The organism is Kocuria sp. KD4, from assembly GCF_011769905.1.
GTDB classification, from domain to species: Bacteria; Actinomycetota; Actinomycetes; order Actinomycetales; family Micrococcaceae; genus Kocuria; species Kocuria marina.
In genome coordinates this window covers 309,334-333,757 of the sequence record NZ_CP050449.1, presented here as the reverse complement: position 1 = coordinate 333,757, position 24,424 = coordinate 309,334, and the positions used below count along the sequence as shown (strand labels likewise).

At 69.1% G+C, this 24,424-nt stretch carries 23 protein-coding genes and 3 riboswitches; of the genes, 17 read left to right on the top strand and 6 right to left on the bottom strand.

What is annotated here, in order from left to right:
- Window positions 1-24: 24 nt before the first annotated feature.
- Window positions 25-396, top strand: a complete 372-nt coding sequence (locus HBK84_RS01495) for a Rieske 2Fe-2S domain-containing protein (RefSeq protein ID WP_085107873.1) — start codon at window positions 25-27, stop codon at window positions 394-396.
- 39 nt (window positions 397-435) lie between these two features.
- On the opposite strand, the gene HBK84_RS01490 is transcribed toward HBK84_RS01495, so the two are convergent.
- Together HBK84_RS01490 and HBK84_RS01485 are read right to left on the bottom strand one after the other, a co-directional pair.
- The gene (locus HBK84_RS01490) at window positions 436-2,253 is read right to left on the bottom strand and encodes a glycoside hydrolase family 15 protein (RefSeq protein WP_240919051.1); all 1,818 of its coding nucleotides are present in this window, start codon (window positions 2,251-2,253) and stop codon (window positions 436-438) included.
- A gap of 104 nt (window positions 2,254-2,357) precedes the next feature.
- A complete protein-coding gene (locus HBK84_RS01485) occupies window positions 2,358-3,200 on the bottom strand; it encodes an SDR family oxidoreductase (protein ID WP_064846535.1) in 843 nt (280 codons plus the stop codon).
- A gap of 234 nt (window positions 3,201-3,434) precedes the next feature.
- On the opposite strand from HBK84_RS01485, the gene purS reads away from it, so the two are divergent.
- The 5 genes from purS (at window position 3,435) to cls (ending at window position 9,003) form a co-directional block, all read left to right on the top strand.
- Window positions 3,435-3,692, top strand: a complete 258-nt coding sequence (gene purS / locus HBK84_RS01480; RefSeq protein ID WP_035960791.1) for a phosphoribosylformylglycinamidine synthase subunit PurS — start codon at window positions 3,435-3,437, stop codon at window positions 3,690-3,692.
- A 2-nt stretch (window positions 3,693-3,694) separates the two neighbouring features.
- Window positions 3,695-4,486: a phosphoribosylformylglycinamidine synthase subunit PurQ gene (gene purQ / locus HBK84_RS01475; RefSeq protein ID WP_064846534.1), complete on the top strand. Its 792-nt coding sequence runs from the start codon at window positions 3,695-3,697 to the stop codon at window positions 4,484-4,486.
- A gap of 160 nt (window positions 4,487-4,646) precedes the next feature.
- Complete coding sequence (gene purL / locus HBK84_RS01470; protein WP_167318011.1) at window positions 4,647-6,944, top strand: phosphoribosylformylglycinamidine synthase subunit PurL; 2,298 nt, start codon at window positions 4,647-4,649, stop codon at window positions 6,942-6,944.
- Window positions 6,945-6,983: 39 nt separating this feature from the next.
- Window positions 6,984-7,499 carry a GNAT family N-acetyltransferase gene (locus tag HBK84_RS01465; RefSeq protein WP_167318010.1) on the top strand — a complete coding sequence of 172 codons (516 nt, stop codon included), beginning with the start codon at window positions 6,984-6,986 and terminating at the stop codon, window positions 7,497-7,499.
- A 13-nt stretch (window positions 7,500-7,512) separates the two neighbouring features.
- Window positions 7,513-9,003: a cardiolipin synthase gene (cls, locus tag HBK84_RS01460; RefSeq protein WP_167318009.1), complete on the top strand. Its 1,491-nt coding sequence runs from the start codon at window positions 7,513-7,515 to the stop codon at window positions 9,001-9,003.
- A gap of 181 nt (window positions 9,004-9,184) precedes the next feature.
- Here the strand turns inward: cls and HBK84_RS01455 are convergent, their stop codons facing one another.
- On the bottom strand, window positions 9,185-10,249 hold the full coding sequence (locus HBK84_RS01455; RefSeq protein ID WP_098053518.1) for an alcohol dehydrogenase: 1,065 nt from the start codon (window positions 10,247-10,249) through the stop codon (window positions 9,185-9,187).
- A gap of 286 nt (window positions 10,250-10,535) precedes the next feature.
- On the opposite strand from HBK84_RS01455, the gene HBK84_RS01450 reads away from it, so the two are divergent.
- Complete coding sequence (locus HBK84_RS01450; RefSeq protein ID WP_370520566.1) at window positions 10,536-10,781, top strand: multidrug efflux SMR transporter; 246 nt, start codon at window positions 10,536-10,538, stop codon at window positions 10,779-10,781.
- 123 nt (window positions 10,782-10,904) lie between these two features.
- Here the strand turns inward: HBK84_RS01450 and HBK84_RS01445 are convergent, their stop codons facing one another.
- Window positions 10,905-11,297 carry an SdpI family protein gene (locus HBK84_RS01445; RefSeq protein WP_035960800.1) on the bottom strand — a complete coding sequence of 131 codons (393 nt, stop codon included), beginning with the start codon at window positions 11,295-11,297 and terminating at the stop codon, window positions 10,905-10,907.
- Between the two features lie 81 nt (window positions 11,298-11,378).
- On the opposite strand from HBK84_RS01445, the gene HBK84_RS01440 reads away from it, so the two are divergent.
- Window positions 11,379-11,951, top strand: coding sequence for a DinB family protein (locus HBK84_RS01440; RefSeq protein ID WP_167318008.1), 573 nt, complete (start codon window positions 11,379-11,381; stop codon window positions 11,949-11,951).
- Between the two features lie 12 nt (window positions 11,952-11,963).
- Here HBK84_RS01440 and HBK84_RS01435 read toward each other — a convergent pair whose 3' ends face one another.
- Together HBK84_RS01435 and HBK84_RS01430 are read right to left on the bottom strand one after the other, a co-directional pair.
- Window positions 11,964-12,602 carry a class I SAM-dependent methyltransferase gene (locus HBK84_RS01435; protein WP_206069174.1) on the bottom strand — a complete coding sequence of 213 codons (639 nt, stop codon included), beginning with the start codon at window positions 12,600-12,602 and terminating at the stop codon, window positions 11,964-11,966.
- Between the two features lie 102 nt (window positions 12,603-12,704).
- Window positions 12,705-14,132, bottom strand: a complete 1,428-nt coding sequence (locus HBK84_RS01430; RefSeq protein WP_167319081.1) for an LLM class flavin-dependent oxidoreductase — start codon at window positions 14,130-14,132, stop codon at window positions 12,705-12,707.
- A 77-nt stretch (window positions 14,133-14,209) separates the two neighbouring features.
- Window positions 14,210-14,324: riboswitch (SAM riboswitch) on the bottom strand.
- Window positions 14,325-14,452: 128 nt separating this feature from the next.
- A riboswitch (SAM riboswitch) is annotated at window positions 14,453-14,544 on the top strand.
- 7 nt (window positions 14,545-14,551) lie between these two features.
- Between HBK84_RS01430 and HBK84_RS01425 the strand changes: the two genes are divergently transcribed.
- The 9 genes from HBK84_RS01425 (at window position 14,552) to HBK84_RS01385 (ending at window position 24,401) form a co-directional block, all read left to right on the top strand.
- On the top strand, window positions 14,552-15,355 hold the full coding sequence (locus HBK84_RS01425; RefSeq protein ID WP_167318007.1) for an ABC transporter ATP-binding protein: 804 nt from the start codon (window positions 14,552-14,554) through the stop codon (window positions 15,353-15,355).
- A gap of 4 nt (window positions 15,356-15,359) precedes the next feature.
- Complete coding sequence (locus tag HBK84_RS01420) at window positions 15,360-16,409, top strand: aliphatic sulfonate ABC transporter substrate-binding protein (protein ID WP_167318006.1); 1,050 nt, start codon at window positions 15,360-15,362, stop codon at window positions 16,407-16,409.
- Complete coding sequence (locus HBK84_RS01415; protein WP_240919050.1) at window positions 16,406-17,371, top strand: ABC transporter permease; 966 nt, start codon at window positions 16,406-16,408, stop codon at window positions 17,369-17,371. The genes HBK84_RS01420 and HBK84_RS01415 overlap by 4 nt, the downstream gene beginning before the upstream one ends.
- Before the next feature lie 112 nt (window positions 17,372-17,483).
- Window positions 17,484-19,616, top strand: a complete 2,133-nt coding sequence (locus tag HBK84_RS01410) for an AMP-binding protein (RefSeq protein ID WP_206069173.1) — start codon at window positions 17,484-17,486, stop codon at window positions 19,614-19,616.
- Window positions 19,617-19,625: 9 nt separating this feature from the next.
- Window positions 19,626-20,144: a DUF3995 domain-containing protein gene (locus tag HBK84_RS01405; RefSeq protein ID WP_064846526.1), complete on the top strand. Its 519-nt coding sequence runs from the start codon at window positions 19,626-19,628 to the stop codon at window positions 20,142-20,144.
- A 145-nt stretch (window positions 20,145-20,289) separates the two neighbouring features.
- Entirely contained in the window at window positions 20,290-21,264 is a 975-nt protein-coding gene (locus tag HBK84_RS01400) for a succinate dehydrogenase cytochrome b subunit (RefSeq protein WP_167319078.1), read from the top strand.
- A complete protein-coding gene (locus tag HBK84_RS01395; RefSeq protein ID WP_035960806.1) occupies window positions 21,264-21,959 on the top strand; it encodes a succinate dehydrogenase/fumarate reductase iron-sulfur subunit in 696 nt (231 codons plus the stop codon). Before HBK84_RS01400 ends, HBK84_RS01395 begins: the two co-directional genes overlap by 1 nt.
- A 370-nt stretch (window positions 21,960-22,329) precedes the next feature.
- Window positions 22,330-22,427, top strand: a riboswitch (SAM riboswitch).
- Window positions 22,428-22,488: 61 nt separating this feature from the next.
- Entirely contained in the window at window positions 22,489-23,913 is a 1,425-nt protein-coding gene (locus HBK84_RS01390; RefSeq protein WP_167318005.1) for an O-acetylhomoserine aminocarboxypropyltransferase/cysteine synthase family protein, read from the top strand.
- On the top strand, window positions 23,910-24,401 hold the full coding sequence (locus HBK84_RS01385; RefSeq protein WP_167318004.1) for a CoA-binding protein: 492 nt from the start codon (window positions 23,910-23,912) through the stop codon (window positions 24,399-24,401). Before HBK84_RS01390 ends, HBK84_RS01385 begins: the two co-directional genes overlap by 4 nt.
- The last annotated feature ends 23 nt before the right edge of the window (window positions 24,402-24,424 follow it).

Below are 24,424 nucleotides of genomic sequence, written 5' to 3'. Positions count from 1 at the left end.
CGCTCGGACCCGCGGAGACCGTTCATGAGGCCCGGGGAAACCGCCCACGGATGGGAACGGATCACCGTGGTCTCCGCGGTGGCGGAACCCCTCGACTTCGTGACGGCCCGCTCGAGCGCGGGCCCGGTGCTCGTGACCCGGGATGCCGACGGGGCGCTGCACGTGCTGTCCAACACGTGCCCACACCAGCAGGCCACGGTGTGCCGGGAGGCCGCGGGGCGCGCCGAGAGCTTCGAGTGTCCCAACCACTACTGGGTGTTCGGCCCGGACGGCCGGTTCCTGGGCTCGCGACTGGCCATGGCCGCCGGTCGGCAGCTGCCGCACGACCCGGCCAAGGACCTCCCCGCGGCCGCCGTGGATGTAGTGGACGGCTGGGTGGTGGCGCGCTTCGACTGAGCGGACCTCGGCGTTCGTCGTCCCCTGCTGCAGCGCGTCCTACTCGAGCGCCGCCTGCTCGAGTGCCACGGCGGCGTTGAGCAGGGCCAGGTGGCTGAGGGCCTGCGGGAAGTTGCCCAGAAACGAGTTGTCCTCGGGGTCGATCATCTCGGTGAACAACCCCACGTCATTGGCGAGAGGGAGCATCTCGTCCATGAGGTCCACGGCCTCCTCGCGGCGGCCCACCGTGGCCAGCGCCGCCACGGTCCAGAACGAGCACGCCACGAACGCTCCCTCCTCCTTCTCCATGCCGCTGTAGCGGTACATGAGCGGACCGCGGCCCAGCTCCTCCCGAACGGCGTCGATGGTCGAGGACATGCGGGGACCACGATCGAACCCGGTCATCGCGTGCAGCAACACGGACACGTCCAGCTCGTCGGTTCCCGGGTACCAGACGTACGCGCCCCGTTCCTCGCTCCAGCCCTCGGTCTCGATCCACTCCCGGATCCGTTCCCGTTCCGAGCGCCACCGGTCCACGCACCCGGGGATGTGACCGGCCTCGGCCAGTTTCACGGCCCGGTCCAGGCCGTGCCAGCACCCCAGCTTGGAGCTCGTGTAGTGCCGGTGCTCAGGCAGTTCCCACATCCCGGAGTCGGGGCGGCGCCACAGGTCGCACACCGCGTCCGCGAGGTCGGCGAACATCCGGGCGGTGGCGGTGTCCAACACGTTGCCGCCGCCCACGTAGAGGTGCGCGATGTCGAAGACGTCCCCGTACACGCCCAACTGCAACTGGTCCGCGGCATCGTTGCCCGAGACCACGGGGCCGATCCCCCGCCACCCGGGGGCGTCGTACTCGGTCATCTCGGAGGCGGGGACCTCGCCGTCGAAGCGGTTGAGGACGTGCAGGTCGGGGGTCTGTGCGCGGGCTCGGCGCAGGATCGTGGACACCTGCGCGTGCACGTCCTCCTGCTCGCCCAGTCGCAACAGCGAGTGCAGGGTGTAGGTGGCGTCACGGATCCACGCGAAGCGATAATCGAAGTTCTTGGTGCCCTCCCTGTTCTCGGGAAGGGACGTGGTCGCCGCGGCCGCCACGGACCCCGACGGGCTGTGGCTGAGCAGTTTGAGCGCGAGGGCGCTACGTTCGACCTCCGCGCGGTAGGGGCCGTCATAGTCGAGCAGATCACGCCATCGGCGCCACATGTCCCGGGTCATGGCCACGTTCTTGCGGATCTCACGGGGCGAGGGCAGGCGCAAGGGCTCACCGTGCGTGGCGACCACCGCGAGCAGGTGCTCGGAATCGGGGCGCGTGGTGAACCGCCCGGAGATCTGCTGGGTCCCCACCTGCGGTTCCCCCGCGTCGTCGGTGCGGACCCCCATGCCCACCCGGTTCGTGCGCAGCACGGGCTCCCCCGCGATCATCTCGACCCACGGGGAGACGGTGTTGAACATGGTGCCCGGGGCCACCCGCCACACCATGGCCACGTTCCCGGTCACACCGTCCACCGAGCGGGCCAGTTCGTTCCACGGCAATTGCCCCGTGGACCCCATGTTGAGGGAATCGGTGACCCGCACAGTCCCCGAGGTCGTGGAGAACGTGGTGGTCAGGATGTTGGTCCCGGGGACGTACTCCCGGGTGACCTCGAACTCCTCCTCCGGGCGCAGCTCGATGCACCCGCCGTGCTCGGCGTCGAGCAGCTTGGCGAACGGCGGCGCGGAGTCCAGGTCCGGGACGGGGTACCAGTCCACGGATCCGTCCTGGGCCACCAGCGCCACGGTGCGCCCGTTACCCAGGGCTGCGTAGGAACGCAGGTCCACGTAGCCGTCCCGGCGCCGGGACACCTTGTTCAGGGGCTCGGCGCGGTCGGGGGTTGCGTTCACGGGGCTCGTTTCTCTCGTGGGGCGGGACGGGAGGACGGCGGATCGCGCCGCAGGAACGGCACGACCCGCCATCCGGAGGACTCGCTGACGTCAGCGCGGCCGGGTCACAGGATCGGGCTGCCGCCGGTGACGGCGATCCTCGCCCCGGAAACGTAACTACCGTCGTCGGACGCGAGCAACACGTACACCGGGGCCAGTTCTGCGGGCTGGCCGGCGCGCCCGAGGGGCTCCGCGTCCCCGAAACTCTCGAGCTGCTCCGCGGGAATGGTCGAAGGGATCAACGGTGTCCAGACGGGCCCGGGGGCCACGCTATTGACGCGGATCCCGCGCTCTCCGAGCAACTGCGCGAGACTGGCCGAGAAGTTGGCGATCGCCGCCTTGGTCGCCGCGTACGGCGCCAGGGTGGGAACCGGCATGTCCGAATTGACCGACGAACTGCCGATGATCGCCGATCCCGGCGCCATGTGCGGCACGGCGGCCTTGGCCAGGTAGAAGTACGCCCCCACGTTGAGCTTGAAGGTGTGCTCCCACTCCTCGTCGGGGATCTCCTCGAGGCTCTCGCGCGTCATCTGGTAGGCGGCGTTGCTCACGAGCACGTCCACCTTGCCGAACTCCTCCACGGCCTTCGCGATCACGGCACGACAGTGCGCCGCTTCGGACAGGTCCCCGGGGACCAGGACGGCCTTGCGTCCCGCCTCCTCGATGTAGCGGGCGACGTCGCGGGCGTCCCGTTCCTCCTCGGGCAGGTAGGTGATCAGCACGTCCGCGCCCTCGCGGGCGTAGGCGATAGCCACCGCTCGGCCGATCCCGGAGTCACCACCGGTGACAACCGCGGCCTTGCCCTCGAGCTTGCCCGATCCGCGGTAGCTGTCCTCACCGCAATCGGGGACAGGGTTCATCTCGGCCTGCAGTCCGGGGGCCTCTTGCTGTTGTTCAGGGAATCCCATGACAGTGTCCTCTCTGGTGGAGCGGGTCCGGGCGAGCTCTCGCGCTTCGCCGACCCGGTGACCGGGAGGACTCCCGGGCGGGCCGACGCTCAGCACACTTTCCATCGTAGGGGACGCCCGTGTCCGGAAACATCCCCTGCGGGCCGCGCACGGCAGCTCTGCCGTCTGCCCGCGGCCCACCCGCGGGCCGATAGGATGGGCGAGGATTGGCCCGTAAGCGCAGGAGTAGTGGAAATGGCCCGTATCGTCGTTGACGTCATGCCCAAACCGGAAATCCTTGACCCGCAGGGCAAGGCGATCGCGAATGAGTTGCCCCGGATCGGGCTCAGCGGTTTCACGGAGGTGCGCCAGGGCCGCCGGTTCGAACTCACGGTCGAGGGCGAAGCGGACGAGCAGGTGCTCGCCCAGGCCCGCGAAGCCGCGGAGAAGCTACTGTCCAACCCGGTGATCGAGGACGTCGTGAACGTCTCCGTGGCCCCCGAGGAGGACTGAGCGTGGCCCAGAACCTCACGGCCGAGCAGACGCCCCTCGTGGCGGACCTCTCCGAACCCGCCACCGATTCTCGACTCGCGGACGTGCGGGTGGGTGTCGTGACCTTCCCGGGCACGCTCGACGACCGCGACGCCGCTCGCGCCGTCGAGATCGCCGGCGGCACCGCGGTGCCGCTGTGGTACGCAGACAAGGACCTCAACGGTGTGGACGCCGTGATCCTGCCCGGTGGCTTCTCCTACGGGGACTACCTGCGCGCCGGTGCGATCGCCCGCTTCGCCCCCCTCATGGACAGGATCGTGGACGCTGCCAATGCCCGGGAGGGCATGCCGGTGCTGGGGATCTGCAACGGTTTTCAGGTACTCACCGAGGCCCACCTGCTGCCGGGGTCCATGATCAAGAACGAACAGCTCAAGTTCATCTGTCGGGACCAGGCGCTGCGCGTGGAGAACACGGACACTGCGTGGACCGGGCGATTCGAGCAGGGCCAGACCATCGTGGTGCCGCTGAAGAACCAGGACGGGCAGTACGTCGCGGATCAGCGCACCCTGGACGAGTTAGAGGCCGAGCACCGGGTGGTCTTCCGCTACGCGGGCGGCAACCCCAACGGTTCCCGCAACGACATCGCCGGGATCACCAACGCGCGGGGCAACGTGGTGGGACTCATGCCCCACCCCGAGCACGCCGTGGAACCGGGCTTCGGCGCCGATCTTTCCGGCTCCGGTCCGGTCCAGATGCGCCAGGGAACAGACGGGCTGGACGTCTTCGTCTCCGCCCTGGAACACCTATTGCGCTGACCCGTCCACGCCGCGCTCGCCCGCAGCGAGGACCGCGGCGTCCCATCCGTTCGTCATCGGGCCAGTTCGGGGAACCGCACCCGGCCCACACCATGCCTCCGCGTGAGCGCCCGCCCGGCACCGCACGCCCCATCGTTCGCAAAGGGATCTAGTAGTCGTCATGAGCGAAACCCACTTCAACCTGGACACCGTGGAGCACGCCGCCTCCACCCCGGACACCGAGCTGCCCTGGGCGGAACTGGGGCTGAACGAGACCGAGTTCGAGCGCATCAAGGAGATCCTGGGCCGCCGCCCCACCGCGGCGGAACTGGCCATGTACTCCGTGATGTGGTCTGAGCACTGCTCGTACAAGTCCTCCAAGGTGCACCTGCGCCAGTTCGGGGACAAGGTCACGGACGAGATGCGCAAGAACCTCATGGTGGGCATCGGTGAGAACGCCGGCGTCACGGACATCGGGGACGGTTGGGCCGTGACCTTCAAGATCGAGTCCCATAATCACCCGTCCTACGTGGAGCCCTATCAGGGTGCGGCCACGGGCGTGGGCGGGATCGTGCGGGACATCATCTCCATGGGTGCCCGCCCGGTGGCCGTGATGGACCCGTTGCGTTTCGGCGCGATCGACCACCCGGACACCCAGCGTGTGGTGCATGGGATCGTGGCCGGCGTGGGCGGCTACGGCAATTCGCTGGGGTTGCCGAACATCGGCGGAGAGGTGGAGTTCGACCCGTGCTACCAGGGCAACCCCCTGGTCAACGCGCTCGCCGTGGGCGTGATGCGCCACGAGGACATCCACTTGGCGAACGCGTCCGGGACGGGCAACAAGGTGGTGCTCTTCGGCGCGCGCACCGGCGGGGACGGGATCGGCGGCGCCTCGGTGCTCGCGTCCGAGTCCTTCGACGACTCCAAGCCCTCCAAACGCCCCGCGGTGCAGGTGGGTGACCCCTTCGCGGAGAAGGTGCTCATCGAGTGCTGCCTGGAACTGTTCAAGGGCTCGCTCGTGGAGGGCATCCAGGACCTCGGTGCGGCGGGCATCTCGTGTGCCACGTCCGAGCTCGCGTCCAACGGTGACGGCGGCATGCGCGTGGACCTCACCGAGGTCCTGCTGCGCGATCCGTCCCTGACCCCGGGCGAGATCCTGATGTCCGAGTCGCAGGAACGCATGATGGCCGTGGTCACCCCCGAGAAGGTCGCGGGCTTCGAGGCCGTGATGGCCAAGTGGGACGTGGAGTACTCGTGGATCGGCGAGGTCACGGACACCGGCCGCCTGGTCATCGACTACCAGGGTGAGGTCATCGTGGACGTGGACCCCCGCACCGTGGCCCACGACGGTCCCGTGTACGAACGCCCCTACGCGCGCCCCGAATCCCAGGACGCCCTGCAGGCAGCCCACTTCACGGGCTCCCCGGAGGACGCCGCCCGCCCGTCCGGCGCGGAGCTCGGCCCTGCGCTCGTGGAACTGATGGCCTCCCCGAACCTGTGCTCCAAGGACTGGGTCACCGACCAGTACGACCGCTACGTTCAGGGCAACACCGCCATGGCCATGCCGGATGACGCCGGCGTGATCCGCGTGGACGAGCGCACCAACCTGGGCGTGGCCCTTTCCACGGACTCGAACGGCCGCTACACCCGCCTGAACCCGTACCAGGGCGCCCAGTTGGCGCTCGCCCAGGCTTACCGCAACGTGGCCACCGCGGGCGCGCGCCCCGTGGCCGTGTCCGACTGCCTGAACTTCGGTTCCCCCGAGGACCCGGACATCATGTGGCAGTTCGCGGAGGCCGTGCGCGGCCTCTCGGACGGGTGCCAGACCGTGGGTGTGCCCGTGACCGGCGGTAACGTCTCCCTCTACAACCAGACCGGCGGCGTGGCCATCAACCCCACCCCGGTGATTGCCATGATGGGCGTGTTCGACGACGTCACGCGCCGCACGCCCTCGGGCTGGAGTGAGGATGGCCAGGCGATCTACCTGCTCGGCGAGACCGCGGACGAGCTGGACGGCTCCGAGTGGGCGCGCGTGCGCGGCCACCTGGGTGGGTTGCCCCCGCGCGTGGACCTGGACCGCGAGCGCGTCCTGGGTGACATGCTCATCAACATGTCCCGGGACGGCATGATCGACGCCGCGCACGACGTCGCGGAAGGCGGCCTCGGGGCCACGCTCGCCGAGATGGCGTTGCGCTTCGGCGTGGGCGCCCGGATCGGCCTCGGTGAGGTCGCCGAGCGGGACGGCGTGGACCTGTTCACGCTGTTGTTCTCCGAGACGCAGGGCCGCGCCGTCGTGGCCGTGCCGCGCTCGGAGGAGGTGCGCTTCCAGGACATGTGCACCGTGCGCCGCTACCCGTTCGCGCGGATCGGCGTGGTGGACACCGAGGCCGGGGCCCTGGACTTCCAGGGCGAGTTCACGGTGGCGCTGGACGAGCTGAAGACCGCCCACGCATCAACCCTGCCCCGTCACTTCGGCTGACGGGCCGGGTCCAGAGCACGAGAACCCTCGGAGGGAGCCATGTTGGACGATATGCCGCGGCCGGTTCCGCCGCAGCCGTTGCGCACGCAGCGGTTGGAGCTGCGCGCGTTCACACCGGACGAACTCGAGGCCGTGGCCGGGGGCTCACGACTGCCCGAGTTCGCGCCGGGTTTCCCCACCCCCGAGAACGAGGACTGGGCCCGGGAGGCGATCGAGGCCGGTGAGCACTTCTTCACGGAGAGCGACTGCGCCCTGCTCGTCGTGATCCGGCTCAGCTCGGGGCAGGTCATTGGCGCCGCGGGGTTCGCGGGACCCGCCATGGACCACGAACTGGAGGTCAAGGGGGCCATCGTCCCGGAGCACCAGAACCAGGGGCTGGCCACCGAGGCCTTGCGCGCGCTCGTGGACCGCGCATTCGAGGACCCCGGGATCCGTGCGGTGCACGGCTCCGTCCCGGCCGACCACGAACCGGCACGCCGGGTGCTCGTGCGCTGCGGGTTCGTGAAACGACCCTCCGAGGGCTCGGAGGACACCTACTACCTGCGACGCCCCTGACGAACGGTCACGGATGTACCCCTGGATACCCTTCGACCTGCTCCCCGCGGACACCCTGCCGGAGTGGATCCTCATCATCCTGGCGGTCCTGGACCTGCTCCTGAAGATCCTGGCCCTGGGCTGGATCCCCCATCAACGCCGTCCGTCCGTGGCGCTCGCGTGGTTGCTCGCCATCTTCCTGATGCCGTACGCGGGGCTCCTGTTGTTCGTGGTGATCGGTTCCACCCGGTTACCGCGTAAACGCATGGCCAAGCAGGCCCGGATGAACCACGTGATCCAGGAGAACACCCCCGAGCGCCTCCCGCTGGGGCCCGAGCTCGCCGAGTACCCGGAATGGGTGCGCACCACCGCGGAGCTGAACCAGAACCTGGGTGCCCTGCCCATGGTGGGCGGTAACGACTTCGAGATCCTCACCGACAATCACGATTCCATGGCCCGGATGGCCCGGGACGTGGACCGCGCCACGGACTACGTGCACTTCGAGTTCTACATCGTGGCCGTGGACCAGGTCTCCCGAGAGCTGCTCAATGCCCTGATCCACGCCCACGAACGAGGTGTGCGCGTGCGGATCCTGATCGACCACGTGGGGTCCCTGGGTTACCCGGGGTACGCGGAACTGGTCCGCCAGTTCAACCGTTCCGGGGTGCCGTGGCGGCGCATGCTTCCCATCCGCCCGTGGCGCGGTGAGTGGCAGCGCCCGGACCTGCGCAACCACCGCAAGATCCTGGTGGTGGACGGCCAGGTGGCCTACACGGGCTCACAGAACATCATCCACCGCTCCTACAACAAGAAGAAGAACCTGCGGAAGGGCCTCGAGTGGAAGGACCTCATGGTCCGGGGCACGGGATCCGTAGTCACCGAGTTGAACGCGGTGTTCGTCTCGGACTGGTACTCGGAAACTGACGACCTCCTGCTGGACGAGACCCCCGCCGCGCTTGAGCACACGGCCGAGCCCATGTACGCCCAGGTGGTGCCGTCCGGGCCCGGGTTCGAGACCGAGAACAACCTGCGCCTGTTCAACCACCTGATCTACAACGCCAATCACCGCGTAGTGATCTCCAGCCCGTACTTCGTCCCGGACGAGTCCCTGCTCCACGCCATCACCACGGAGGCCCAGGCGGGCGTACGGGTGCAGTTGTTCGTGGGTGAGACCTCGGACCAGTTCCTCGCGCAGCACGCCCAGAACTCGTACTACTCCGAACTCGCGCGCGCCGGGGTGGAGATCTACCGCTACAGCTCCCCCACCGTGCTGCACGCCAAGTTCGTGCTCGTGGACGACATCGTCTCCGTGATCGGTTCCTCCAACATGGACGAGCGTTCCTTCGCGCTGGACCTTGAGGTCTCCGTCCTGATCGTGGACGAGTCGTTCCGCACCCGGATGGAGGACGTCGTGGGGCAGTTCCGCGCCAACTCCACCCTCTTGGACCTGGACGCCTGGGAGAAACGCTCGCTGGGGCGCAAGTTCGTGGAGAACGTCTGCCGCCTTACTTCCGGCCTGCTCTGACGCGCCCCGGACGACGACGCCGCGGGGCCGGGCGCGGCGTCGTCCGTCCCCTCGGTGCCGCCCACCCGGGGCGGGCGCGAGTGTCCGTTCCTCGCCCGGGTGCGCGAACGCCGTCGCCGCCCGCAGAGATCGGGGTGGCGACGGCGTCGTCGTGCACGGTGGGCACGGGGCCCGGTGCGGATCAGCCCGCTACGAGCACCGCGCGGCCGTTGAACGTGCGGTTGCGCAGGCCGTCCAGCGCGGAGTTGACCTCCTGTGCGGTGAGCGGGAGCTCCGTGATCGGCGGCTTGGGCAGATCCGTGTCCTGGGCGAGCTTCACGAGCTCCTTGAGCTCGGGCAGGCTGCCCACGAAGTTGCCGCGAATGTTCAGCAGGTTGAACGCGGTGAGCGCGGTGGGGAACTGGTACTGGCCCCCGAACAGGCCCACGCTGACCAGGGTCCCGCCGTTGGCCATGGCGAAGAGCGCGGCGTTGGAGGTGTCCCCGTTGTTGACGAGGTCGATGGCCGCGGCAATCTTCTCCCCGCCGGCCCGGACGATGTCGCCCACGAGGTCCTCGCCGCCCACGGCCACCGTGGCGGACGCGCCCACCGCCTGGGCGTTCTTCAGCGCGGCCTCGCTCATGTCCACGGCCACGATGTTCTCGTGACCCAGGGCCTTGAGCACCGCAACGGTCATCAGCCCTACACCGCCCGCGCCGATCACGGCCACGGGCTTATCCGCGGGCAGCGGCATGATCTTCTTGACCGCTGAGTAGGAGGTCAGGCCGGAGCAGGCGAGCGTGGCGCCGAAGGACGGGTCGATGTCGCCCAGCGGCACCAGGTAGCGCTCGTCCGGCACGTGGACCTCCTCCGCGTAGCCGCCGCGGCGCTGCACCGAGAGGTTGCGCTTCTTCCCGCTGCAGTAGTTCTCGCGGTCCTCCGAACAGGCCTGGCACTCGCCGCAACCGATCCACGGGAACACGATGTACTTGGTGTCCCCGGGCGTCACCGTGGCGTCCGGTCCCGCGGCCACGACCTCCCCCACGATCTCGTGCCCGAGCACCACGGGGTACTGCGCGCCCGCCGCGGTCAGTTCGTAGCGCCCGGCGTTGCCGAGGTCGAAGTACCCGTCCTGGCAGTGCACGTCCGAGTGGCAGACCCCCGAGTTGGTCACGCGGATCATGACCGCGGAGCCTTCCAGTTCGGGCCGTTCCACCTCGAGTTCCTGGGCTGCTCCACCCGGCTCCGTGTGCGCGAAAACCTTCATGTTTACTCCTTCGTAGCGTGTGTGGAAGTCGCCTTACCATGTAAGCTGTGTCACCACTCTAGGCCGCCGGGGTGAATTGTCCACGGGCTCGCTCCCGTCGGTTCGAGGGACGACGACGCTCGCGCGCACCCGCGCGGTCAACGGCAGCCGCCGCCCGACTTCGGTCACAGGGCATGGCTCCGGGTGCCGCCGCGATAGGCTCACCGGCGTTGATCTCCTGCCCGAGTAGCGCCACAGCGCCCGACCGTGCCGTCGCCGGTGTTCGCAACCGCCGAGACCGGGTGTCATGAGGCAGGGCAACGTCATGGCCTGGTTCTTCCTGGCCGGGGCCGTCCTCCTGGAGGTCACCGCGACGCTCAGCATCAAGGCGGCCCTGGGACAACCCGCCCTGTACGCCGTGGTGGTGCTGGGGTACGCCGGGGCCTTCACGTGTCTCACGCTGGTACTGCGCCGCGGGATGCCCCTGGGGGTCGCCTATGGGATCTGGGCCGCCGCCGGTGTCCTGCTCGTGGAGCTCGAAGCGAGTCACTGACCCGCAACCTGGCCGCCCGCACCGGCCGCTCTCCGTTCCGGCGAAGGCCTCCCGCGAGCGCCCCGTCGTGAGCCCTCCTCACGCCTGCCGCGCCGTCGACGACGCCGCTGACGCGCCCCGATCTCAGGCGCGGGGTTCTGGAGCCGACTCTTGCGCGGCCCGCCGAGCGGCGCGGTTGGCCGGCCCCACGGCGGACACCAGCACCGCGACCTGCAGCAGCACGCCCACCAGCCCGGCGACGATGCCCCATTCGGGCCGCCCCAGAACGAGCAATACGATCGTCGCCACCACGGCACACACGGCCAGGGGAACGGACCACCGCACCCTCGGAAGGGCCGCGGCGTGACCCGCGGACCACGCGGCGTCGGACGCGCGCGTGTACCGGGTCCGGATGCCCACCGCCCCGTTGCGATCGAGCGAGCCGGCGGCCGCCGCCCTGACGGTCACCACGGTCACGACGCACACCAGGACCGTGCTGAACGACAGCATGATCACTCCGAGCAGGTCCTCGTCCACGGTTCCCTCCGGGTCACGGGCATTTCCTCCACCATACGACGGGCATGTGCACCCCCCCCCGGGCCCACTAGTGTTCTGGCCATGAGCTCACTCACGCCCGAAGAAGACGCCAGGCCCGAGCCGCCCCAGCATGCTGATGAGGTCACGACCCTCATGGGCTTCCTGGATTTCTTGCGCGCCACGGTCGCGTGGAAGACGGACGGCTTGACGAGTGCTGAGCTGCAGCGTCGACCTCTGCCCTCGACCATGACCCTGGGCGGGTTGCTGAAGCACTTGGCGTTCGTCGAGGACTACTGGTTCTGCTACGTCCTCCTGGGCCAGGAGCCGTGCGCCCCGTGGAATGACATCGACTGGGCCGACGACCCCGACTGGGATTGGAACTCGGCCGCTGCGAACAGCCCCGAGGAACTGCGGTCCATGTGGGCCTCCGCCGTGGAGACGTCCCGTGAGCAGTGGGACAGGTTCGCCGCCCGCACGGATCATCCGCTGGACGGGATGGTCACTCGTTCCACGGCCGAGGACCCGGATGCCCGCTGGACTCGAGGGGACATGAACGCCCGCTGGGTCCTGACGCACATGATCGAGGAATATGCGCGGCACTGCGGCCACGCCGACCTGTTGCGCGAGAGCATCGACGGTTCCGTGGGGGAATGACCGCCCATCAGGTCACCGTGTCGCCAAGAGGTGGCACTCGGGGAAGCGATGTTCTACGTCCGGGCGACTGACGGTGCGCCAGGCCTCCGTGAACCCGGCGTGCTTCATGTGATCCGCCATCACGTCCGGGTGCCAACGCCACGCCGGGGCCACGGCGTGATCGAACGAGACCACGGCTCGCCCTCCGTCGAGTGCTTGGAACGCCACCATGACCACCCCTCCGGGTGCCATCATGTCCGCCCAGGAGTCCAGGATGCCGGGAACCTGCGCGGGTGGGACGTGGATGAGACTGAACCGTGCAAGAACGCCGGCCACGCGGCGGTCGGGCCCCACCGCACCACCCCACGACGTGGGATTCGCATCGCCGGCTTCGAAGGTGACCTCCGGGTGAGATCCGCGCGCGATGCCCAGCATGGATTCGGACGGGTCCACCCCCACCACGTGCAGACCCCGCTCGGACAGCGCGGCCGTGACGTGCCCCGTGCCGCACCCCACATCCACCACGGGGCCGGGCACCCCTGCCGCGATGACGTGATCCGCGAAGGCCTCCACCGCGCGCCGTTCGAGCGCCGTCTGGAAGGGAGCGGGAAAAGCCCTGTCGTAGTCGTTCGCCAAGTGGTCGTAGCCGGGTTGCACGCGTTCCACTCTCACACGGGGGTCCCGCCCTGGCAACGGGCGGGGAAGCCGACGACGACGCCGCCCTGCCGGACCTGCGGGACCGAGCGCGAGCGGCGTCGTCGTCGGAGGGAGGTGTCAGCCCACCAACTCGCGGGACGGCGTGTCCGCGACGGAGGGCTCGCCCACGAACGCGCCGCGGTACTTCGCGGCGGGGTGGGTGTCCTTGACCCGCGGCTGGCCCTCGCCGTAGAGGGACTCTCGCAGGGTGTTGCCCTCGTACTCGGTGCGGTAACGCCCGCGCTTCTGCAACTCGGGGACCACGTACTCCACGAAGTCCTCGAAGGAACCGGGACTCACGTGGTACGCCAGGTTGATGCCGTCCAGGCCGCCCTCGTCCACCCAGGTCTCGAGCTGATCCGCGACGGTCTGCGCGGAGCCCACGAGGACCGCACCCATCCCACCCAGGGCGCAGTGCTTGGCGATCTCCTCGCGCGTCCACTGCTTGTCCTTGGACTGCAGCGTGAACGGGGTCAGGAAGGACTGGATGGAGTCGGTCTTGATGTAGTTCAGGGCCTCGTCCTCGTCGAACTGGGACAGGTCCACGCCGGACCACCCGCCGATGATCGCCTGGGATGCCTCCAGGTCCACGTACTGCAGGTAGTCGCGGTACTTCTCCTGGGCCTCCTCGTCCGTGTCCGCGACGACCACGGAGAGCATCGCGTAGATCTTGACGTCGTCACGGCTGCGACCCTCGGCCTGGGCCCGGGCGCGGATCTTGTCGGTCACGAAACGCGTGAGGTCCGGGCGCAACCCGCCGATGAACACGGCTTCCGCGTGCTTACCCGCGAACGCCTGCCCGCGCGAGGACGCGCCGGCCTGGAAGATCAGCGGTGTGCGCTGCGGGGACGGTGCCGTGAGCCCCGCTCCGGGAACCGTGAAGTGCTCCCCGCTGTGCCGGATGGGATGGACCTTGGTGGGATCCGCGTAGACACCCGTCTCACGGTTCTGAACCACAGCGTCCTCCTCCCACGAGCCCTCCCAAAGCTTGTAGCACACGTCCAGGAACTCCTCCGCGATCTCGTAACGCGTATCGTGCTCAATCTGGCGCGGCAGGCCCTGGTTCTCCGCAGCGGACGGAAGGTAGGAGGTCACCACGTTGAATCCCACGCGGCCCTTGGTGAGGTGATCCAGTGTGGCGTACTTGCGGGCCAGGGTGTAGGGCTGCTCGTAGGTCACCGCGCTCGTCACGCCGAAGCCCAGGTGCTCGGTCACGGCGGCCATGGCCGAGACCTGCATGAACGGGTCGTTGACCGGGACCTGGGCCCCGTCACGCACGGCCGGAGCCGCGGAGTTCTTGTAGATGTCGTAGATGCCCACCACGTCCGCAAGGAACAGGGCGTCGAACTTGCCCCGCTCCAGCAGCTTGGCCAGCTCCGTCCAGTACTCGATGGTGTTGTACTCGGTGGCCCGGGACCGCGGGTGGCGCCACAACCCGAAGCTCTGGTGATCCACGCAGGTCATGTCGAACGCGTTGACGGAAATCCGTTTGCTCATCTCGGTCAGCCCCTCAGCAGGAACACGACCCGCGCCCCGTGCACCACCTACGGCGGCCTACCTTGCGGGTCCAGCGCGCTTGTGTGGCGCCGTACTTGCCGCATGCGGTGTGCCATGCGGCCCGATCCTCACCTGGGGCACCCCGCTACGGGAGAGGGTTGCCGTCCGACAAGCCAGGGCTGAACGTCGGAACTCGTGATCGTTGTGGCACCGATCCTAACGGGGATCACCGGTCCGCGGAAACGCCCCGGGTCACGGGCCGTCACGACGGCGCCCCGGCGCGTCACACGATTTGCACCCGCGGGCGCCCGGCCCGTTCAATGGTGGGGTTCCCATCCGGAGCGGCTGAGAGACCTGGCTCGTTGACGTCGCAGCAACCGGCCCCACGCGGGCAAGGTGCTAATGCCAGGAACGATGGAGTTGATGAATTGAGTCATGTCCTCACGCGCCCGCACTCCGCTGTCGACGCCGCGGCGGTCACCTTCGACCGGGTCGGCAAGTCCTTCCCCGCACACCACGGAGCGCATGTCCACGAGGTCCTGAGGGACGTGACCTTCACGGTGCGTCCGGGCGAGATCGTCTCCGTCCTGGGCCCCTCGGGGTGCGGCAAGTCCACCCTGCTACGCGCGGTGGCTGGGCTCGGCACGGCGAGCGAGGGCGAAGTCCGGATCGATGACTCGGTGGTGCGCGAGATCGACCCGCGCTGCGCCGTCGGCTTCCAGGAACCGCGGTTGCTGCCGTGGCGCAGCGTGGCGCGCAACGTGGCACTGGGTCTGCCCCACGGGACTCCCGCCCAGGAGGGGAAGCGGCGGGTGGCGCAGCTGTTGGAGCTCGTCGGCCTGTCCCACCACGCGAATCACCGTCCCTCGGAGATCTCCGGGGGCATGGCACAGCGCGCATCCCTCGCCCGGGCCCTGGCACGGAACCCGCGGGTCCTGCTGTTGGACGAGCCCTTCGGGGCCCTGGACGCCCTGACCCGGATCAGGATGCAGGATCTGCTGCTGGACGTGCACCGCGCCGATCCCACGACCGTGCTCATGGTCACCCACGACGTCGAGGAAGCCCTGGTGCTCTCCGATCACGTGGTGGTGCTCGCGCGGGAAACGGCCACGGGCCCCGCGACCATCGCCGAGATCATCTCCCCCGAGCTGGCCCGCCCGCGCTCCCGCGAGGACAGTGAGATCACCGCGCTGCGCGCCCACCTGTTGGCCCTGCTCGGCGTGGAGCGCTGAGCGCATGGCGCAGTTGTCCCGACGCCGCGCACTGCAGGCACTCGGCCTGTCCGCGCTGGCGCTGCCCCTGAGCGGATGCGTCATGGAGGGCGAAGGTCCGGGCCGCGGTGTGGCCGGCGGTTCCGCGCACGAGATCTACCTGGACTACGCGACCTACAACCCGCTGTCCCTGATCATCAAGGCCAAGGGCTGGCTCGAGAAGGTCGCCGGGGCCCACGGCCAGACCGTGACGTGGGTGTACTCGGCCGGTTCCAACAAGGCCAACGAGTCGCTACGCGCCGGGGTCGTGGACGTGGGCTCCACGGCAGGTTCCGCCGCACTGCTCGCACGTGCCAACCGCTCGCCGATCAGGACGATCGACCTGTTCTCACAGCCCGAGTGGTCCGCGCTCGTGCGCACCCCGGACTCCCCCGTGCGCACCGTGGCGGACCTCGCGGGCACGTCCGTGGCCGCGACAAAGGGCACGGATCCGTACTTCTTCCTCCTGCAGTCCCTCGGCGCGGCGGGCATGAGCGCACAGGACGTCACCGTGGTGAACCTGCAGCACGCGGACGGGCGCACCGCGCTGGACACCGGTCAGGTGGCCGCATGGTCCGGGCTGGACCCCGTGATGGCCGCCGCGGAGAAGGCGGGGGACGTGCTGTTCCACCGGCAGTTGGAGTTCAACACGTACGGGTTCCTCAACGCGCGGGAGGTGTTCCTGCATTTGAATCCCACGGGTGCGCAGGACGTGGTGAACACGTACGCCTACGCGCGGCAGTGGGCGCTGCAGCACCCGGAGGAGGGGATCGCGACCCTCGCGGAAGGCGCGAGCATCGATCGCGACACCGCCCGGCGGGTCTGGCAGCGCACCCACCTGGACATCGACCCCGTTCCGGGCCCCGAACAGCTCGCGGTGCTCGAGAGGGTCGGGCCCATCCTGGTGGAATCCGGGGACGTCTCCTCGCAGCAGGACGTGGACGAGGCGCTCGCGAACATCGTGGAGCAGCACTACGCACAACACGCCGATGCGGCCGCCGTGGCCCAGGTGATCGAAGGGAAGCAGTCCTCATGAGCACTCACGACACCTCCTCCGCCGCACCGCGGTCCTCGGACGGCGCGTCCTCCGAAGCAGCTGGCGTCACTGCGGTGGCCACACTGTCCGACGACAACGGACGCCACGAGGCGGGCGCGGTGGCACCCGGCGACGTCGCACCCCCATCAGACACCCCTGCCGCGGCGGATTCCCGCACGCGTCCCAGCGCGCTGCGCAATCCTTGGGCCCTGGGGCTGATCGGGATCGTCCTGCCCGTGCTGCTGGTGCTCGTGTGGCACGCCCTCTCCACGAACGGGACCTTCTCCCCCGTGCAGTTGCCGCGCCCGTCTGCGGTGCTCGCCGCGGGATGGGAGCTGCTGCGCAGCGGTGACCTGTGGTTGCACGTGGGGATCTCCACGCAGCGCGTGATCGTGGGCTTCCTGATCGGCAGTGGGCTCGGGCTGTTGCTCGGCGCGTTGCTGGGGCTCTCCCCGTGGGCGCGGGCCATCGGCTCGCCCACGATCGGCGCGCTGCGCGCCGTGCCGTCCCTCGCGTGGGTGCCGCTGCTGTTGCTGTGGATCGGGATCGGGGAGAACTCCAAGGTGACCCTGGTGGCAATCGGCGCCTTCTTCCCGGTGTACACCACGGTGTCCGCCGCGCTGCGCCACGTGGACCGGCACCTGATCGAAGCCGCACGGTCCTTCGGGCTGCGCGGGGTCAAGCTCTTCACCACCGTGCAGTTGCCCGCGGTGCTGCCCTCCGTGATCTCCGGGCTGCGCCTGGCCCTGGCCCAGGCGTGGTTGTTCCTGGTGGCCGCGGAACTGCTGGGTTCCTCCATGGGCCTGGGATTCCTGCTCACCGATTCGCAGAACAACGGCCGCACGGACCGGTTGCTGCTCGCGATCGTGTTGCTGGCCGTGCTGGGCAAGCTCACGGACGCCCTGCTCGGCATCTTCGAGCGGTGGACGCAGCGGCGCTGGAGCGTGGCCGGAACCAGGTGACAACCCGCCCGGTTCCCGCCGGCGCCCGCCGTTCCACCGCGGCCCGGTCGTTCCACCGGGGGCCCGGCCGTTGCAGACACCGACCGTTCGGATCGACATCACAGGAGGACTCGTGACCGGCACGCACTCATACTCAGACCCCGCTCACCCCACACCGAACCCGGCGTTGATCTCCGACGACGCCCGGGTGCAGTTCTGGGTCGAGCAGGCCGGGCGGCTGGACTGGGCGCAGCCATGGCACACGGCTCACCGGTTCGAGAAGCCGCAGCGCACGGGTGAGGACCACGACGGCAACCCCACTTACACCGTGCCCGAGATCGCGTGGTTCGAAGGCGGGAAACTCAACGTCTCGTACAACTGCGTGGACCGCCATGTGGCAGCCGGGCGTGGTCAGCACGTGGCCCTGTACTTCGAGGGTGAACCCGGGGACCGCCTGGTCTATACCTACGCGGACCTGCAGCGTGAGGTATCCAGGGCCGCCAACGCCCTGCTCCAACTGGGCGTGGAGAAGGGCGACCGCGTGGTCATCTACCTCCCGGTCATCCCGGAGACCGTGATCATCACGCTCGCGTGCGCGCGCATCGGGGCGATCCACTCGCTCGTGTTCGGCGGGTTCTCCGCAGAAGCCCTCAAGTTCCGGGTCGAGGACACCGGAGCCAAGGTCCTGGTGACCACGGACGGGCAGAACCGGCGCGGCGCCGTCGTCCCCGTGAAGACCAATGCCGACGAGGCCTGCAGCGGTGAGAACAGCATCGAGCACGTGATCGTGGTGCGCCGCACGTCCCGGCCCGGGCGCACCGATCTGCCGCGCGGCACCCGGGGCCTGCATTCCAAGGACGAGGAACTCGTGCCGTGGACCCCCGGGCGTGACGTGTGGTGGCACGAGCTCACCGCGGGCGTCTCGGACGTCCACGAGCCCGAGGCGTTCGACGCGGAGACGCCCCTGTTCATCATCTACACGTCCGGCACCACGGGGAGCCCCAAGGGCCTGGTCCACACGATGGGCGGATACATGGTGCAGACGGCATACACCCACGCCCTGCTGTTCGACCTGCTCCCGGACGTGCCCGACGCGTCCGGGGTGCTGCGCCCGGAGGAGCTGTCCGCCGTGAACGACCCCGCCAAGGTGGACTCCACCGTGCACTGGTGCACCGCGGACCTCGCGTGGGTCACTGCGCACACCTACGAGATCTACGGCCCGCTGGTCAACGGCGTATCCCAGGTGATCTACGAGGGCACGCCCAACACCCCGGATTACGGCCGCCACTTCGAGATCATCGAGCGCTACGGCGTGACCAACTACTACACGGCACCCACCCTGATCCGCTCGCTCATGGGCGCGTTCCCCAAGGGGCTGCCCCCGGTCTACAACCTCTCCTCGATCCGGTTGCTCGGCTCCGTGGGCGAGTCCATCAACCCGGAGGCGTGGCGCTGGTTGCGCGCCCAGGTCGGCCGCGACGAGGTGCCCTTCGTGGACACGTGGTGGCAGTCCGAGACGGGCTCCTGCGTCGCATCCCCGCGCCCGCACGATCCGCAGTTCGCCCCTCCCGGCACGTTCGACGAGGCCGCAGCACACACCTCCCTCAAGCCGGGTTGCGCTACGCGTGCGGTCCCCGGCGTATCTGTGCGGGTGCTGGACGAGGCCGGTGAGGAAGTGGGCCCCAACCTGCAGGGCTATGCCGTGATCGACAAGATCGGCCCGTCCATGGCCCGCACGGTATGGGGCGATCCGCAGCGCTACCTGTCCTCCTACTGGGCGGCCTACGGCGAGCGCGGTTGGTTCCGGGCCGGCGACGGCGCACGCACCGATGACGAGGGCGACCTCTACATCCTGGGGCGGGTGGACGACGTGATCAACGTGAGCGGGCACCGGTTGTCGACGATCGAGATCGAATCCGCCCTGGTGACCCACCCCCACGTAGTGGAGGCCGGGGCCACCCCGATCCGCGACGCGGTAACGGGCCACGCCATTTTGGCGTGCGTGGTGCTCACGGCGGATGCGCAATCGCTGTCCGCGGACGAGGTCCGCGAGGAGCTGCGCGCACACGTGGCCCGGGAGATCGGCCCCATCGCCAAACCGCGCGAGGTCATCGTGGTTCCGGATCTGCCCAAGACCCGTTCGGGGAAGATCACGCGCCGCCTGCTGACCCAGCTCTACGAGGGCGAGCAGCTGGGCGACCGTTCCTCGCTGCAGAACGAGGAAGCGCTAAACGCGATCGCGGAGGTCTTGGCAGGGCGTGCTTAGCTTGACCACATGAGCTTGTTGCCCCGATCCCACGGCGGTCGCGGCTGGGTCTGGTTGGCGTGTGCGGCCGGAGTCGTGCATGCCGGATTCAGCCTCTACTGGGCTTTGGGCGGGCACTGGTTGCTGGACACCGTGGGGCAGTGGACGGTACGGCTGTCCTACGAGGCACCCCTGGCCGCCGGGCTGGGGCTGGGCATGGTTTCGCTTTTCAAGCTCATGGCGGCCGTCATCCCAGTGGCGGAAGCCTACGACAGGGTGCCCTGGCGACGGTTCTGGCGGGCCATAAGTTGGGTGGGTGCCGTGGTCCTGGTGGTCTACGGCGGGACCAACACGGTGATCAGCAATGCCGTGCTCATCGGGCTCATCCGCCCCGCCACCGGATACGAGCGACTAGCCATGATCGGTCACGCATGGTTGTGGGATCCACTGTTCCTGGTCTGGGGTGCCGCGCTGCTGATCCATCTGTGGCGGTCCCGGCCGGCGCGGACGCGCCCGCACGGCACACGTGAGTCACTTATCGGGAGGTGAACATCCGCACGAAGGAGACGACCGGGGAACCCACGCCGCCAACTGCGGATGACCACCCCCCAGGCTTCTTCCCGATCTGCGGGCATGACCGCGTGTGACCCCGCGAACTGTTATGCCCCGAAGGAACTTCTAGGATGGCTCAGTGATGAATTCCGCCGCGCAGCCCTCGACCGAGCGACCCGTCACCGGCACTACCCGCACGGCCACCGCCCCCGCGGACGCGTCCGTCACTGCCGGGATTGCTGCCGTGGCCGGCGATGCCTGGCAGCGCATGTTCGGGGACACCCACAGCTCCGACCTCAAGCTCGCCATGGCCGCCTCGGGCACCGTGTTGAGCGTGTTCACTGTGGGGCACATGGCCGGGAACATGCAGGTCTACCTAGGCCGGGACCACTACAACGAATACGCCGAGTTCATTCGCACGGTGGGCGCGCCGGTGCTGCCCCGCAACTCCGTGCTGTGGGTCGTGCGTATCGGGTTGACCGGAAGTGCTGCGACCCACGTGTTGGCCGGAACCGAGCTCACGCTGCGGGCCATGAGCGCCGAGGGCCGCACGGTCGCTGATGCGCTCCGACCCATCACGTGGCGGGTGGGCGCCGCCGCTCAGAAGATACGGAACGGTTTCCCCACCGCGCCTGCCCCGAGCGGGACGCAACGGTACCGGAAAGCGGCGTTCGACGGAGCCTTCCTGGCCAGCCACTTCGACCGCCACGCGCCACGTCAGCGTCCCCGAGGCCGACGCCGCTCCGTCCCCCGAATCATCGCCCGCTCGATGCGCTCCACGGGCGCGGTGCTCGGACTGTTCACGGTGTACCACGTGCTGGACCTGACGGCGGGCGCCCGGCCTGCTGCTTCCGTAAGCCACACCCACGGTGACGCGTACGGCAACCTGGTGGCGAGCCTGTCCCGGCCGTCCGTGGCGGTGTTCTACACGGCCTCGATGGCCGCGCTCGCCGGACACATGATCCACGGCTTGCGGACCGCCGCGATGGACACCGGGGTGACCGGAACCGCGCGACGGGTACGACAGGTGGACACGATCGCTAAGGCCGTGGGCGGCGTCGTCGCCCTGGGGAACGTGAGCATTCCCGTGGCCGTACTGACCAAGGTGGTGCGCTGATGCTGTTGACCGTTCACGTGTGGCGCCAGGCGGGCGAGGACGAGCCCGGTGGCTTCGAGACCGCCCACCCCGTGCAGGCCCGCGAGGAGATGAGCGTGCTCGAATTGCTCGATGCCGTCAACGAGACGCTCGAGCGCCAGGGTGCAGAGCCGGTGAGCTTCGACGACGGCTGTCGCGAGGGCATCTGCGGTAAGTGCGGCGTGACCGTGGACGGCGTGGCCCACGGGCCGGAGAAGAACCGGGCCTCGTGCACTCAGTCGCTCAGGGCCTACCGGGACGGGGACGAGATCTTCATCGAGCCCCTGCGCGCGGGAGCGTTCCCGGTCAAGAAGGACCTGTCCGTGGACAAGAAGGCCCTGCGGCGCGTGGCCAAGGAGGCCAAGTTCCCGGTCGCGATGAAGGCATTGAACACCGCTGGGTGCATCAGCTGCGGCGCGTGCGTGGCCGCGTGCCCCAACGGCTCGGGCCAGCTCTACGTGGGCACGCTGCTCAAGGAACTGCCGCCGCTCGCCAAGACGCCCGAGGAACGCGACGAGCGCTCGAGCAAGGTGCTCGACGCCGCCGAGCACGAGTTCGGCCCGTGCTCCCTTCTGGGCGATTGCACGGAGGTCTGCCCGGCGGGGCTGCCACTCGAGAACCTCACCGCGGTGGCGCGGGAGAACCTGCGCCGGAAGGACCCCGAGAAGTACGGCTGAGTTCCGCCCCGAAGCCAGCGAGCTCACCAGCAGTCGGCGACCCCGCAGGCGGGAAGTTCACCGCTTTCACCGCGGGCCCCACCGACCGGGGGCCGAACCGCGGACGGGCGGGTCAGCCCTTGCGCCACCGGGGAAAGGGCAGCCGCAACGGCCCGGCGGGACGCGCGGTGGTGCGGGCCGCCGAGCGTGAGTCCTCGACCACCGTGGCATCCGAGATCCTGCGGGCCAGAGAACGCTGGAACCTGTTCTGTAGCGTGACCTTCGCGGCGGGGCACCCGTGGCGCGCGCCCTCTGAATCAATCGCACCCGCTTTCGGGTGGCTGCGATCCGCACGGTTTGGTCCGTCACCCACGCGCGCGACACAATAGACGCACCATCCCGAGCGGCCGAGAGACCTGGATCCATGACGCCGCAGCAACCCGCAGTGCTCGGCCAACTGCACGGTGCTACCGCCAGGACCGATGGAGTGCTGCGCGGCCCCGGGCAGCTGTCGGACGGGAGCCGTACCCGGCCGACGAGGAGGACATCCATGGCCGAGCACCAGTTCGGTTTCCGCACCCGCGCCCTGCACGCCGGCGGCACCCCGGACGCCGAGCACGGCGCCCGCTCCGTGCCCATCTACCAGACCAGCTCGTTCGTCTTCAAGGACGCCGACGACGCCGCCAACCTGTTCGCGCTGCAGAAGTACGGCAACATTTACTCGCGCATCGGCAACCCCACCGTGGCGGCCCTGGAAGAGCGCATCGCCTCCCTCGAGGGCGGGATCGGGGCGGTCGCCACGTCCTCCGGGATGGCCGCCGAGTTCATCACGTTCGCCGCGCTGTGTGGCCAGGGTGACCACGTGGTGGCCTCGTCCCAGCTCTACGGCGGAACGGTCACCCAGCTGGACGTGACCCTGCGTCGCTTCGGTGTGGAAACCACCTTCGTCCCCGGGACCGACCCGGCGGACTACAAGGCTGCGATCACCGAGCACACCAAGGCCGTGTACACCGAACTCGTGGCCAACCCGTCCGGCGAGATCGCCGATCTGGAGGGGCTCGCCGCGGTGGCCCGCGAGGCGGGTGTCCCGCTGATCGTGGACGCGACCCTCAACACCCCGTACCTGTGCCGCCCGTTCGAGCACGGCGCGGACATCGTGATCCACTCGATCACCAAGTTCCTGGGCGGGCACGGTAACACTCTGGGCGGCGTGGTGGTCGAATCCGGCCGCTTCGACTGGGGCAACGGGAAGTTCCCGGCCATGACCGAACCGGTTCCCTCGTACAACAACGTGACGTGGTGGGGGAACTTCGGTGAGTACGGATTCCTGACCAAGCTCCGTTCCGAGCAGCTGCGCGACATCGGGGCGTCCCTGACCCCGCAGGCCGCGTGGAACCTGCTGCAGGGTGTGGAGACCCTCCCCCAGCGCATGGACGCCCACGTGGCCAACGCGCAGGAGGTCGTGCAGTGGCTCGCCACGGATCCACGCATCTCCTACGTCAATTACGCGGGACTCGAGGACCACCCCCACCACGAACGCGCGCAGAAGTACCTGCCCCACGGCATCGGATCCGTCTTCGCCTTCGGTGTGGCTGGCACGGACGAGTTGAGCGGCCGTGAGGTGGGCGCCCGATTCATCGGGAGCCTGCAACTGGCCTCACACCTGGCCAACATCGGGGACGCCCGCACCCTCGTGCTGCACCCCGCGTCCACGACCCACCAGCAGTTGAGCTCCGAACAGCTCGCCGCGGGCGGGGTCAAAGAGGACCTGATCCGGATCTCCGTGGGTCTCGAGGACACCGCGGACATCCTGTGGGACCTGGACCAGGCACTGAGCGCAGCCAGCGGCAGGGACCGGGAGGGCGGCGTCGTCGCCCCCTCCGCCGCGCTCACGGGCGCGGCGCGCACCACCCTGGACCAGGGCAACAGTGCGGCGGCCTGCGCGCTGCCCGGAGACGAAGGAGAACAGGCATGAGCACGCAACGCACCTGGGTGGGCCCCAGCGCCCCCGAACGGCTCGGCATCCTCCGAGGCACGCGCTCGATCGCGATCGTGGGGATGTCCAACAAGCCGTCCCGTGCGAGCTACTTCGTGGCCACGTACCTGCAGTCGTCGAGCCCGTACCGCGTGTACTTCGTGAACCCCGTGCTGGACGAGGTGCTGGGCCAGAAGGCCTACCCGTCGCTCGCGGAGCTGCCCGAGGTCCCGGACCTCGTGGACGTGTTCCGCAAGGACGCGGACCTGCCCGGCGTGGCTCGGGAGGCCGTGGCCGTGGGCGCCAAGACCCTGTGGCTGCAGCTGGGCTCGTGGAACGAGGAAGCGGCGGCCATCGCGGAGGACGCCGGGCTGGACGTGGTGATGGACCAGTGCGTGAAGATCGAGCACGCGCGCTTCCACGGCGGTCTCCACCTGGCCGGGTTCAACACCGGAGTGATCTCCTCGAAGCGCCAGGTCCTGGCCTGAGACCGGGGCGCGACGGCGCCGGC